Origin of the sequence: Lysinibacillus sp. SGAir0095, from assembly GCF_005491425.1 — a bacterium.
Lineage (GTDB): Bacteria > Bacillota > Bacilli > Bacillales_A > Planococcaceae > Ureibacillus.
Map to the genome: position 1 here is coordinate 1,961,281 of NZ_CP028083.1, position 12,889 is coordinate 1,974,169.

A 12,889-nucleotide genomic window follows, 5' to 3' on the forward strand; every position below is an offset into this window, starting at 1 on the left:
TAGTTCCCGATTTTATGTGAGAAATATTTAATTATCTATAGGTTCACTTTAAATAAATCTATACAAAAATACAAGCCTTTAAGATAGCTTGAAATTATTTATTGTATAACTTTTTTCTCAATATATAATGTGTAAGAATTTATAGAAATGTGTTGAGTAGTGGTTAATAATGATCGCGCAAGGTCTTAAAATAGACAAATTCATAGCATTTCCATTAAAATGCATATTAGAAGAAGGAAAGGATCGGAAGTAGAGTGTACCAAATCATTTATATGAAAGCTGATTATGAACCTTGGTGGATGTTTGATGGATGGGAATCAAATATTGTAGCGACTTCACAATTTGAATCTGAAGGGGATTTAGAACAAATGCTTCAAGAGACATTAAAGGAATTTCGTCAAAAGTATGAACACGAAGCATCTAAAGAAGAGAAGTACTATGCCTTTTGGACGGATGAAGAGCAAGAGTATTGTGAAGCATGTGAAGATGATATCCAAATTTATCATGGAATAATTGTCGCTAAATTGATAAAGGATAATGAGTAAATAGTTCAATTAACAGAAATAAGTGAAAATTTTAAAAAAGTTGAATAATGCATTTGACAAAATGTCATAAGATGGTATAATTTAAATAACAATAATATTGCATGACCGGGTACAAATTGATTCACATATTACAAAGAGTGATCGGTGTAAAGTCGGTACTCTTTGTAATATGTGAATTTTTTATTACGGTAAAACAATCACATATTGTTAATATTTTTATTTTTTGGAGGTTTTCTTAAATGAAACAAGGTACAGTAAAATGGTTTAACTCAGAAAAAGGTTTTGGATTCATCGAAGTTGAAGGAGAAAACGACGTATTCGTACACTTCTCAGCTATTCAAGGTGAAGGTTTCAAAACTCTTGACGAAGGTCAAAAAGTGGAATTCGAGGTTGTTGATGGAAACCGCGGACCACAAGCTGCTAACGTAGTAAAACTATAATTTAACTAAAAATCGTAGATTGGAGACATCCCTTAGAAGAGGGATGTCTCTTTTAATGTAGACTGATATCTTCTAAAGTAGAAGTTACGATAAACTGTTCAGAACTATTTTCTGACATGATCGCTTCTGTTTTAACAACACCATAATCCTCCACGATATATTTCCTGTTTTTAAAACCATCACCTGTTTCTTCTATGATGAAAACATCATCAAAGGTTTGGTATGGAGTAACAAGCTCAGAATCTGTTTCAATAATTGACCAATTTTTAAATGTCGTTCCAACTTCTATCGGCCCAGCTAAGAAGGTGTCGAGTACAGGGAGCTTATCTAAATCTTCAATTTTTGGATAATCAGCATCTTCTGGCATTCCCTCCACAAGCTTATCCATCACTAATAAAATCTCATTCTCATCAACCCGATAGACTTTCATCGTAACGGCACCACCGTTATCGATAATAGTCGCCACATAGTTTGATGATAAGTAAGTTGTTTTTTCGGTAAAGCTTGCAAATTCATTCCCATCTCCGATAAAGGTTGCAATTGATTCTGCTGGTTTAAAATAGTGCATAAAATCTATTTCAGCTGGATTTTCTGGATTTTGGCCATTTTTGGGCTCTTTATTGACTTGTTCTGGTGGTTTTCTATCTATATTTTCTGAAAGTGAACTAGTCTCCTCAGAATCTTTTTCCTTATCATGATTACATCCATATAAAACAAAGAGGGAAGAGATTATTATTAAAAACTTTTTCATGCAAAACCTCCTTTAAATTATTATAGCGTATTATAAAAGATAGTTTGTTATGCAAAACGCATTGACTGTTGATAATAATATTATTATGTATACTAGGAATTTCGAAAATAAAAATCCGCAAACATTGAAGTTTACGGATTTTAATTGATGAATTACTTAATTCCTTGAGCTTCTTTCCACTCTAGGAACTCATCATAAGTTAATTGCTTATCAAGAATTGTACCGTCTTCTTGAATTTCAATAACACGGTTAGCAATTGTTTGAATAAATTGATGGTCATGTGATGTAAAGATCATAGCACCTTTAAAGCGAATTAATCCTTCGTTTAGTGCTTGAATTGATTCTAAGTCCAAATGGTTAGTAGGCTCATCTAATAATAATACGTTTGAGTTAGAAAGCATCATTTTAGATAGCATACAGCGAACTTTTTCTCCTCCAGAGAGAACAGAAGGGGATTTCTTCACTTCTTCACCAGAGAATAACATGCGTCCTAAGAAGCCACGTAAGAAGCTTTCTGTTTCATCTTCAGGAGAATATTGACGAAGCCACTCAACTAATGATTTTTCTGATCCTGTGAAATACTTATCATGATCATTTTCAAAATAGCTTTGAGATGTTGTGACACCCCATTTGAATGAACCGCTATCTGCTTGGCGCTGTTCCATTAAGATATCCATTAAAGCAGTTTTTGCTAATGGGCTACCAAGTAAGATGATTTTATCTTCTTTATTCATCATAAAGCGAACATCTTTAAATAATACTTCACCCTCTTGAGACGCAGTCAAGCCATCAACAGTTAAAACGTCATTCCCGATATCACGGCCAATTTGGAAATTGATGAATGGATACTTACGGCTAGATGGTTTGATATCTTCTAGCTCGATTTTGTCCAGCATTTTTTTACGTGAAGTCGCTTGACTAGATTTAGATGCATTTGCAGAGAAACGAGCAACGAATGCTTGTAGCTCTTTAATTTTCTCTTCTTTTTTCTTGTTTTGGTCTTGAGCCATTTTAAGTGCTAATTGGCTTGATTCATACCAGAAATCATAGTTCCCAACATAAATTTGGATTTTAGAGAAATCTAAATCCGCAATATGCGTACAAACCTTGTTTAAGAAGTGGCGGTCATGGGATACAACAATGACTGTGTTTTCAAAGTTAATTAAAAACTCTTCTAACCATTTAATCGCTTTTAGGTCCAAGTGGTTGGTAGGCTCATCGAGTAATAGAACATCTGGTTTACCAAACAAGGCTTGAGCTAATAATACTTTTACTTTATCTGAACCTTCTAAATCTGCCATCTGTACGTAGTGAAGCTCGTCACCAATCCCTAAACCATTCAATAAAGTTGCAGCTTCTGAATCAGCTTCCCAACCGTTCAAGTCTGCAAATTCACCTTCAAGTTCTGCTGCACGCATACCGTCTTCATCAGAGAAGTCTTCTTTCATGTAAATCGCGTCTTTCTCAGCTTTTACTTCCCAAAGACGTTTGTTCCCCATAACAACAGTATCTAGAACGTTATATTCATCGTATTCAAAGTGGTTTTGTTTTAATACGGATAAACGCTCATCTTTACCCATTGATACGTGACCTTCTTGTGGTTCGATATCTCCGGATAAGATTTTAAGGAAAGTGGATTTTCCGGCACCATTCGCACCAATAAGTCCATAACAGTTTCCAGGTGTGAATTTAATATTTACATCTTCAAATAATTTGCGATCGCCATAGCGAAGACCTACATTGCTAACTTGAATCATGTAAGCTCCTCCTTTTTATATTCAGCTGTTTAAATTGTTTCAAAAATCTCTTTTGTACACAATATTTCTATTATAGCATGGAGTCAATACAAAAGCTACAAAACACTGGTATCACCTAATCGTATTAGCAATTCCATAAATTTCTCCCGTTCTCTTTTTTCTTTTGAATGATTTCTAGTATAATAGGGGAACCACTTAAGTAGAGGGGTAGTCTATGATACAAAAAGCACAAAAGGTTTTAAAACAATATTTTGGATACGATAGTTTCCGCATAGCGCAACAAGAAGTAATAGAAAATGTGCTTAATGGTCGTGATACATTATGCGTGATGCCGACTGGTGGTGGGAAATCACTTTGTTATCAGGTTCCTGCATTATGTGTAGAGGGCACAACCGTTGTTATTTCACCTCTAATCTCCTTAATGAAGGATCAAGTAGATCTTCTTCATTCAAATGGGATAGAAGCCGCTTTTATTAATAGCTCACTAACTTATAGTCAAATAAACGAGACGATGGAAAGGGTGAAAAATGGTTACATAAAGCTTTTATATATTGCTCCTGAACGGTTGGAAAATGAAAAGTTTCGAAATGAGCTTTCGCAACTAAAAGTCCCTTTAGTGGCAATTGATGAAGCCCATTGTATTTCCCAGTGGGGCCATGATTTTAGACCAAGTTATAGAACGATATCCTCACTCGTATCCCTTTGGTCAAAAAAGCCATCCGTGATTGCTTTAACTGCAACGGCAACACCTACAGTGAGTGAAGATATTTGTTCCTTATTACGTATTGACGAAAATGATAGCTTTATTGCAGGATTTTCAAGAGACAACTTATCTTTTAAAGTACTGATTGGTGAAAACAGAGAGCAATACATTAAAAAATATGTGAAAAACAATTCAAACGAAGTTGGAATTATTTATGCAGCTACAAGAAAATCGGTAGAAGCAGTTTACGAATTATTATTAAAAAATGGAGTACGGGTTGCAAAGTACCATGGTGGTATGGGGGAAGCTGAAAGAACACAGGAACAAAATCGTTTCCTACAGGATGAAGTCCAAGTCATGGTAGCAACAAATGCCTTTGGAATGGGTATAAACAAAACAAACGTACGTTTTGTAATCCATTATCAAATGCCTCGTAATATGGAGAGCTATTATCAGGAAGCGGGGCGGGCTGGTCGCGATGGATTGCCAAGTGAATGTATCCTGCTCTATAGCTCTTCAGATGAGCAGACACAGCGTTTCCTTATAGATCAAGCACAAGATCGTACACGAATTCCATTAGAACTTGAGAAGCTCCAAAGTATGGTTGATTACTGTCATACGGAGAATTGTTTACAGGCATATATCGTAGAATATTTTGGCGAGTCTAAAGCTTCAGAATGTGGTCAATGTAGTAATTGTATCGATGTTCGACCCAAAATGGATGTCACAGAAGATACACAGAAGGTATTATCCTGTGTTGCTCGAATGGGGCAAAAATTTGGTAAAACAATCACTGCTCAAGTACTAGCAGGTTCTCGAAATAAAAAAATCGAAGGCTTTAGACACTTATCCACATTCGGTATCTTAAAATCAATGACAGCAAAAGAAATATCAAGTTTCATTGAATTTTTAATTTCGGAGAAAGTGTTATTGGTTCAGCCCGGTCAATTTCCCACAATCTATATTTCCGATGAAGGAAAGGCTGTCCTTTTAGGACAAAAGAAAGTGCTCCGCCGAACGAAGGTTGAAGTAACGGCAGTCAAACAGGATGATCCATTGTTTGAGCATTTACGCGCAGTTCGAAAAGCATTAGCTGAAAAAGAAGGGGTTCCGCCTTTTGTTGTCTTTTCCGATAAGACTTTAAAGGATATGTGTGAGAAAAAACCGACGGACGAACGAATGTTCTTGGATGTGAGTGGAGTCGGGCAAAATAAGCTTGAACGCTATGGTTCGGTCTTCCTTTCTGCAATCAAAGAGTTCAGCTCTTAAAAATAACGAAATTTTCTTCAATAAGGCATGAAAACATAAAAGGCGACAAAATCCAACCTTGGTTTTGTCGCCTTTTGTTATATTGTCTTATTGCCCATGAAATTATTTTTAGCGATTTTATTTCCAATGAGAATTAATAAATTCATCTCGACCCGAAATTGCACGGTCTTCTTTGTAATGCTTTTCTTCTTTTCTATAATAATCTTGATGGTAATCCTCTGCTTCGTAAAACGTAGTAGCTTCTATAATCTGAGTAACAATCGGTTTTTTAAAACGACCACTATCAGCTAATTGCTGTTTTGAACTTTCAGCCAGTTTTTGCTGCTCCTTCGAATGATAGAAGATTGCTGTTTTGTAGGATTCCCCACGATCATGGAATTGACCACCATCATCGGTAGGGTCAATTTGCATCCAATAGATTTCTAGTAATTTATCATATGGAAATACAGTAGAATCGAATTCAATTTGAACCACTTCTAAATGGCCAGTATTTCCTTCTTTTACTTGATCATATGTAGGATTTTCCACAGTACCTCCCATATAACCAGAAGTTACTTTATTTATACCATCCCACTCAACGAAGGGTTTTACCATACACCAGAAACATCCACCTGCAAATGTAGCTTTTTCCATTTTTTTACGCCTCCAATGCTTAAAATAAATAGTATTGTAACATGATATAGGTAATGAAACAATTTTTTAACAATTATTTATTGGTTATTTCAAGCTAGTTGTCTTCTGCCGTAGTATAATAATGGAAAAATGAACCTTTCTATCATTCCAAACGTCTCGTAATTGAATTTTTAAAGGGGAGAATCTAGATGGAAGAAAATCAAGTAGGAGAAAAACGCCAGACCCGACATAAAAAAAGGAAATTACGAAAAGGAAGGCTGCTTATTACCTTCTTATTGCTGTTATTGGTAGTGATAGGAATCTATTCTTATTTCCAATATCAAAAGGGGCTACAGCTGGCATCAGAAACAAAATTACCCGAGGCTGATTTTGTTGCAGATGATGAACATAAGACGATAAAAAACTATTTGATCATAGGGGTTGATAGTCGTGGGGAGGAGGAGTCTCGTTCAGATACGATGATGCTGCTATCATGGAATCAAGATACAAATGATTTGAAGCTAGTATCCTTCATGCGAGACATTTATGCTGATATCCCAGGCTATAAGTCATATAAATTAAATACTGCCTATTATTTAGGCGGCGTACAGCTATTGAAAGATACATTAAACACAATGTTTGATGTGCCGATACATCATTACGCATTAATTGACTTTAAAAGCTTTGAATCTCTTATTGATATATTAGCGCCTAATGGTATTGAAATCGATGTAGAAAAAGATATGTCAGCCTATATAGGTGTGACACTATCAAAAGGCGAACAGCAATTAAATGGACAAGAGCTACTGGGCTATGCTCGATTCCGTCATGATTCTGAAGGAGACTTTGGTCGTGTTGAACGTCAGCAAAAGGTAATCGATGCTTTAAAAGATGAGCTTTTGTCACCTACCAATATCAACAACCTTCCAAAGTTAATCGGTGCTGCGCAAGGCTATATTACAACAGATTTATCAACATCAGAGGAAATTAAAACCGTATTGGGGCTAGCAGTTGGCGGAAAAGTGGAAATTGAGAAGCTGACAATACCAGTTGAAGGTAGCTATAGCTATCAATCGTACAGTCATGCGGGAGAAGTAATCGAAATTGATGTTGATACGAACAAACAGCAAGTGCAAGACTTTCTTAAGTTAGAAGGAGAATAATTTTCTTCTTTACAGCATTTGTACCAGTCGTGATTAAAAAAGTTCCAACGGTTGGTAGTTGTAACACTTTATGAAAAAACATTTTACATGATAAAATAAAATGAATAATAAATTCATAGTTTGACGAGGTGGTCTTTTGGAAAGAGAAAAGGGTTACGAGGATCGGTTAACAAGAGAAAGGTCTTCATTTTTTCAAACAAGGTTTATCCGCTTTTTAGGTGGAAAAAATCTTTTGTTTTTACTCATTACATTATTATTAACTGGATGCATTATTTTTGTATTCAATAAAGTTGATTTTATCTTTTATCCACTTCAGGTTTTATTTGAGGTTGTTATTTTACCAGGTGTATTAGCAATCATAGGTTATTATCTGTTGCGACCGTTTGTTCGGTTAGCAGATAAAAGTGGAAAGGGAAAAGTACCTCGCAGCTTAGTCATTTTAATTTTGTATGTGATCGTAGCAGCACTCATGACTTTACTTTCGCTTCTTGTTTATCCATTTTTACGTGATCAATTTACGAATTTAGTAGAAGAGTTTCCAATGTATTTTATGAAATTTTCACAAACAACTGTTGCGTTTTTAAATAATACGAGAATTCACGAACTACTATCAAATTATAAATTAGATTATGAAAATGTTTTAACGACCGTTACAAATGATCTAGTCTCAACTGTAAAAGATACACTGACGAATGTCGCTTCCACTGTTGCTACTGGTATTACTGGTTTCGTATCTGCCTTGACTGGGATTTTATTATCACTTGTGACAGTACCATTTATTTTGTTTTACTTATTATATGAAGGTGAAAAATTACCGAAGTTTATCTTACGTATTTTCCCACCTCGTGCGCGGAATGAAGTTGGACAAGTTTTGAAAGAAATGGATAAGCAAGTAAGTTCATACATTCTTGGTCAAATATTGGTCTCGATTTGCATTGGTGTCATGATGACGATAGGATTTTTAATTATCGGTCTTGACTTTGCTTTCTTATTAGGAATTTTAGCGATGGTAACAAGTGTTGTTCCTTATTTAGGGCCAGTAATTGCCATCACGCCAGCACTCATTATTGCCATTGTTACTTCACCAATTATGTTAGTAAAATTAATCATTGTTTGGACAGTTGTTCAGTTAATTGAAGGGAAGTTTATTACACCAAATATTATGGGGAAATCTCTTTCTGTCCACCCAATTACGATTATTTTTGTTTTATTAACATTTGGTTCCTTGTTTGGAGTAGCAGGAGTAATCCTGGGTATCCCTGCTTATGCTCTATTAAAAGTATTAGTAACTCATTTGTTCGGACTGGTGAAAAGAAGATATAACCGATATGAACGTGATATCGAAAATAAATATGATATTTAATTAAACAAAAAGGATGTCTCAAAGTTTTAAGAGACATCCTTTTTATCTATATGGATAGGCTTTTTAAGCGAGTAACTGCTTCTTTTAATAGCCCTACATTTTGAACAAGTGCCAGACGTACATAGCCTTCTCCTTCTGAACCAAATGCTGTGCCAGGCACCATTAGGACGCCGGTTTGCTCTATCGCTTTAAAGGCAAAGGAGACACTATCAATTTCAAATGGATACTTTGCCCATACAAACATTCCGCCGTTAGACGGTGCTATTTCCCAGTCCAGTTCTTGAAGTCCTTTCATAAGTATTTTGTGACGTTCTGCAAAAGTATCTCGTAAAGGAGTAGTTATTTCTTCTGCATGGTCTAATGCAAGTATAGCCGTCTCTTGAATGGGGTCGAAAATCCCGAAGTCTAAATTAGATTTCAACTGCTTCATGATTGCAATCATTTCAGCGTTTCCTACAATATAAGCAACTCGTGCTCCAGCTAAACTAAAGCTTTTTGAAAGAGAGTTGATTTCCAAGCCAACTTCCTTTGCCCCAGGTACTGCTAGGAAGCTAATTGGGGCATCTCCAGAAAAGTAAAATTCAGAATAAGCTGCATCATGCAAAACGATAATATTATGCTTTTTGGCAAAGTCGACTACTTCAGTAAAGTATTCGAGAGAGGGCGCCATTGGAACTGGATTTCCAGGCATATTTAATATTAACAGTTTTGCCTTGTCTGCTATGTCTTCCGGAATCTCTTCAAGGTTTGGTAGAAAACCATTATTTTCATCTAGTGGTATGTAAAAGGGTGTTGCACCAGCTAAAGTGATTCCTGCTGCATAGGCAACATAACCAGGGTTTGTCGTTAAAATGTAATCTCCTGGGTCACAAAACGCAATAGGTAAGTGAACTAACCCTTCCTGTGAGCCAATGGTTTGGACAATTTCAGTCTCAGGATCTAATACCACTTTATTTACGCGTGAATAGTATCTTGCCACTGCTTCAAAAAATCCTGACGAGCCAGTTAGTGTGTAGCCGTAAGAAGTAGGCTGTTTACTTAATTCAGACATAGATTTAAGAAGCATGTCATGTGGTGGGATATCGGGACTACCTAAGCTTAAATCAATTAAACTTTGGTTACTAATTTTCTCTTGTTGCTTGGCATAAGTTTTCAAACTGGAAAATATTGCAGGCTGGAATAACGACATTTTCTTTGAGGGGGTCACATTCAAGGTTGAACACTCCTTATATTCTATTAAAATAGTAATCACATTTTAACATAGTGCCGATAGAAATTCGCTATTTAATCAGAAAAAAGGAAATAAATAAAAATTTCGAGAAACAAGCTATTTTTAAAGGCTAACATAAGATTTTCGTAAACATAAATAGCATGTTGTGATTCTTTGATTTAAACTATAAAAAAAGAAGTTGGAGTGGATTTGATGATTGTACATTCTTTAAGTGGGCCGAGTGGAACTGGTAAAAGTACAAGTGCTATTCAATTTGCCTATGAAAATCAAATTGAAGCCATTATCGATGATGGGTTATTAATCATCAATGGAGAAAAAATCGCCGGGACATCAGCTAAATTTGAAAAAAATACAATAACTGCAGTACGTCGAGCAATTTTCCAAGATGAAGAACATAGAATGATGGTCTTAAAAGCCTTAAAAGAATACCAAATCCAATCAATTCTCATCATAGGAACCTCAGATAAAATGACGAAAAAGATTGCAAAACGCCTCCAGCTTGAACCAATCAACTATATACATCATATTGAAGAAATTCGTTCAAATAGAGAAATACAGATGGCGAAATTTATAAGAAATACACAGGGTAAACATGTAATGCCCATTCCGTATAGACAAGTAGAGCAGAATTTTTTCAAACGGTTTATTCAGAGGGGCTTCGATATTTTCTCAAAAAATAAAGTGAAATTGGGAGAGACGACGATTGTGCAGCCTGATTTTCATCAACAAATAATTTATATATCCAAAACTGTATATGTTGATTTAGTGAGATATTTAATTAGTCAATATCGTGTAATTGCAAAAATTGATACGGTCCATTTTGTTATGAAGGATTACCATCAAATACTTTATATCACCGTTTATTTAGCTTCACCAGTCAATTATGATGTGCAGGATAAAATGCGGGGGCTCCAGCAATTAATTGCTGAGCAGTTTATACGACATTTCGAATTTGAACCTTCTGCTATTAGACTCAATATTAAAGGGATTGTTTGATGGATTCTATTATAAGAAGAAAGCCTGCCTGGAAATTCTGTTGTATTCTCGGCAGGCAATTTTTTATTTACGTGAAAATCTCGGTTGGCGTTTTTCAACAAATGCGCGGACACCTTCAGGAAAATCATGTGGATCAACAAATGGTGTAGAGGTCTTCCATAAAACTGGTGCAGAATCTAAACATTCCTGAACAGTACGTTTTACAGCGAGTACTGATGAAGGGGACATTCCGGCAACTAGCTTCCCCATACGAATTGCGAATTTATTTAAATCTTTTTCAGCGACTAAATAATTTAACATTCCAGCCTTAAAAGCTTCTTCTGCTTTATACATACGTCCGGTAAAAACGAAATCCTTAGTTGCAGATGGGCCAACTAAATCAACAAGCCGTTTAGCAAACTTGTTATTAATTGTAATACCGAGCTTTCCAACAGGAATTCCCATTCGTGCTTTGTCCGAACCAATTCGAATATCACAGGCTAATGCCAATTCTAAACCAGCTCCCATTGCAGGTCCGTTAATAACACCGATTACAGGAATCGGTAATCTTTCTATAGTGGAAATCGTTTTTTCCATATGAACAAAGGCTTCTTCAGCTTCCTCTAAGGAAATTGAGTTAAACTCTTTAATGTCAGAACCTGCGGTAAAATTCTCACCAGATCCTCGTAAAATTAAAACTTTATTTTTAGGATTATCTAGTGTTTTTAATGCTATATCTGCTAGCTGTGTCCACATATTTGAAGTCAAAGCATTCTTAAGTCTAGGTCGGTGGATTGTAATAATTGCAAGTCCAGCAGTTTCTTGATAGATAATTTTAGCCTCTTCTTCCTTTAGTCTTGTAGTACGTACCTGCATTCAAACAGCCCCTTTAGTTTGTTATTCACATTATATACTACGATAACTTTAACTAGCATTAAATTATGAATATTCAAGCTAAATTCAAAAGAAGTAGAAAATTCTTTTTATCATCTGAAATTATTACGATTTACCAGGTATTAATTTCTGTTATAATTGTGCATTGTGAAATGAGCCATCCGTTCATTCCTTGCATATTATCCGACACTTTTATATAATAAATTAAAATTAGAATCCACGCATCAATTCCATTAATAATTATATTCAATTTACGCAAAGTTCATAAGGAGAAGTAGAAATGGATGAATTAGTAACAAATTATAGGGCATATTTACAATCATTAAGCAAATCGCCCCATACCATCAAGCAATACGGTATTGATACACACCAATTCCTACAATTTATGAATGAACATCATTACACTTTCAACGATCCACTAGGCAAAATAGTTGATGGCTATAATGAATATTTAGAAGTTGCCTTTTCATCTGTTGCTAGCATAAACCGCAAGAGAGCCTCATTACAGCATTTTTTAACCTTTCTGAAGCAACGCGATATAATAGGAGAAATACCAAAAGGTTTATTCAAACCAATGAGGACAGAAAAACAAGCAATACAGACCTTGAGTGTTAATCAAGTGAAATTGGCTTCGAATTATTGGTGTGGTGTATTTGAAGCAGCTGAAGATACTGAGTTTAAATGGATCGCATTAAGAAATTTTTGCATTATGAATATTATGTTGGAAACTGGAGTTAAGCCTTCTGAAATTGTAGGATTGAAATGGTCCCACATAATGGATAATGAGATTACATTTATTCAAAATAAAAAAATAAGAAAGCTTTCATTATCAATGACTATTCTTAAATGGCTGCATTTATTTCATTTGGAGACAGAAGCCTTACTACCTTTAAGTAAAAATTGTGAGTTTGTTTGGCTTGGCCTAGGAAATAAACAGAACGAACCCATTACTGTGAAAACGATTGAACGAATTTTCCAATCTACCTCTGAAAAACTTGGTTTTAAAGTGACTGCCACTTCACTTCGATATACACTTATTGATAAAGAGGTTAAACAGCTTCACGGTAAACAGTTAGAAGACTTTATGCGATATGGCTATTCACGTAAAAGTGTTTTGAAAGAACGACTAAATCTGATTAATAAATCCCCCTAAACTACTGAACTTCACAGTAGAATAGGGGGATAT

The 12,889-nt window shown here is 35.2% G+C and carries 12 protein-coding genes; 7 read left to right on the forward strand and 5 right to left on the reverse strand.

All coding sequences use genetic code 11. The features are described 5' to 3' along the window. Window positions 1-254: 254 nt before the first annotated feature. On the forward strand, window positions 255-545 hold the full coding sequence (locus tag C1N55_RS09610; RefSeq protein ID WP_205758530.1) for a DUF1033 family protein: 291 nt from the start codon (window positions 255-257) through the stop codon (window positions 543-545). A 239-nt stretch (window positions 546-784) separates the two neighbouring features. After that, window positions 785-985, forward strand: a complete 201-nt coding sequence (locus tag C1N55_RS09615) for a cold-shock protein (protein ID WP_036179813.1) — start codon at window positions 785-787, stop codon at window positions 983-985. A gap of 52 nt (window positions 986-1,037) precedes the next feature. Here the strand turns inward: C1N55_RS09615 and C1N55_RS09620 are convergent, their stop codons facing one another. Next, window positions 1,038-1,736, reverse strand: a complete 699-nt coding sequence (locus C1N55_RS09620) for a hypothetical protein (RefSeq protein WP_137728625.1) — start codon at window positions 1,734-1,736, stop codon at window positions 1,038-1,040. Window positions 1,737-1,888: 152 nt separating this feature from the next. Next, window positions 1,889-3,493, reverse strand: a complete 1,605-nt coding sequence (locus C1N55_RS09625; protein WP_137728626.1) for an ABC-F family ATP-binding cassette domain-containing protein — start codon at window positions 3,491-3,493, stop codon at window positions 1,889-1,891. A gap of 214 nt (window positions 3,494-3,707) precedes the next feature. Between C1N55_RS09625 and recQ the strand changes: the two genes are divergently transcribed. Next, window positions 3,708-5,465 carry a DNA helicase RecQ gene (gene recQ / locus C1N55_RS09630; RefSeq protein ID WP_137728627.1) on the forward strand — a complete coding sequence of 586 codons (1,758 nt, stop codon included), beginning with the start codon at window positions 3,708-3,710 and terminating at the stop codon, window positions 5,463-5,465. A gap of 117 nt (window positions 5,466-5,582) precedes the next feature. Here recQ and msrA read toward each other — a convergent pair whose 3' ends face one another. Beyond that, complete coding sequence (gene msrA, locus C1N55_RS09635) at window positions 5,583-6,098, reverse strand: peptide-methionine (S)-S-oxide reductase MsrA (RefSeq protein WP_137728628.1); 516 nt, start codon at window positions 6,096-6,098, stop codon at window positions 5,583-5,585. 188 nt (window positions 6,099-6,286) lie between these two features. Between msrA and C1N55_RS09640 the strand changes: the two genes are divergently transcribed. Both C1N55_RS09640 and C1N55_RS09645 read left to right on the forward strand, forming a co-directional pair. Then, window positions 6,287-7,240, forward strand: coding sequence for an LCP family protein (locus C1N55_RS09640; protein ID WP_137728629.1), 954 nt, complete (start codon window positions 6,287-6,289; stop codon window positions 7,238-7,240). Window positions 7,241-7,376: 136 nt separating this feature from the next. Then, window positions 7,377-8,603, forward strand: a complete 1,227-nt coding sequence (locus C1N55_RS09645) for an AI-2E family transporter (protein WP_137728630.1) — start codon at window positions 7,377-7,379, stop codon at window positions 8,601-8,603. Between the two features lie 46 nt (window positions 8,604-8,649). Here C1N55_RS09645 and C1N55_RS09650 read toward each other — a convergent pair whose 3' ends face one another. Further along, on the reverse strand, window positions 8,650-9,816 hold the full coding sequence (locus C1N55_RS09650) for an aminotransferase class I/II-fold pyridoxal phosphate-dependent enzyme (RefSeq protein ID WP_137728631.1): 1,167 nt from the start codon (window positions 9,814-9,816) through the stop codon (window positions 8,650-8,652). Window positions 9,817-10,026: 210 nt separating this feature from the next. Between C1N55_RS09650 and C1N55_RS09655 the strand changes: the two genes are divergently transcribed. Further along, entirely contained in the window at window positions 10,027-10,830 is an 804-nt protein-coding gene (locus tag C1N55_RS09655; RefSeq protein WP_137728632.1) for an ATP-binding protein, read from the forward strand. A gap of 63 nt (window positions 10,831-10,893) precedes the next feature. On the opposite strand, the gene C1N55_RS09660 is transcribed toward C1N55_RS09655, so the two are convergent. After that, a complete protein-coding gene (locus C1N55_RS09660) occupies window positions 10,894-11,685 on the reverse strand; it encodes an enoyl-CoA hydratase/isomerase family protein (RefSeq protein ID WP_137728633.1) in 792 nt (263 codons plus the stop codon). A 298-nt stretch (window positions 11,686-11,983) separates the two neighbouring features. Between C1N55_RS09660 and C1N55_RS09665 the strand changes: the two genes are divergently transcribed. Next, window positions 11,984-12,856 carry a tyrosine-type recombinase/integrase gene (locus C1N55_RS09665; protein ID WP_137728634.1) on the forward strand — a complete coding sequence of 291 codons (873 nt, stop codon included), beginning with the start codon at window positions 11,984-11,986 and terminating at the stop codon, window positions 12,854-12,856. Window positions 12,857-12,889 lie beyond the last annotated feature (33 nt).

Bases quoted from the DNA above. Each gene is read 5' to 3' on its own strand.
- C1N55_RS09615 (WP_036179813.1), top strand. From the start codon at position 785: ATGAAACAAGGTACAGTAAAATGGTTTAACTCAGAAAAAGGTTTTGGA.
- C1N55_RS09620 (WP_137728625.1), bottom strand. From the start codon at position 1,736: ATGAAAAAGTTTTTAATAATAATCTCTTCCCTCTTTGTTTTATATGGA.
- C1N55_RS09625 (WP_137728626.1), bottom strand. From the start codon at position 3,493: ATGATTCAAGTTAGCAATGTAGGTCTTCGCTATGGCGATCGCAAATTA.
- recQ (WP_137728627.1), top strand. From the start codon at position 3,708: ATGATACAAAAAGCACAAAAGGTTTTAAAACAATATTTTGGATACGAT.
- msrA (WP_137728628.1), bottom strand. From the start codon at position 6,098: ATGGAAAAAGCTACATTTGCAGGTGGATGTTTCTGGTGTATGGTAAAA.
- C1N55_RS09640 (WP_137728629.1), top strand. From the start codon at position 6,287: ATGGAAGAAAATCAAGTAGGAGAAAAACGCCAGACCCGACATAAAAAA.
- C1N55_RS09655 (WP_137728632.1), top strand. From the start codon at position 10,027: ATGATTGTACATTCTTTAAGTGGGCCGAGTGGAACTGGTAAAAGTACA.
- C1N55_RS09660 (WP_137728633.1), bottom strand. From the start codon at position 11,685: ATGCAGGTACGTACTACAAGACTAAAGGAAGAAGAGGCTAAAATTATC.
- C1N55_RS09665 (WP_137728634.1), top strand. From the start codon at position 11,984: ATGGATGAATTAGTAACAAATTATAGGGCATATTTACAATCATTAAGC.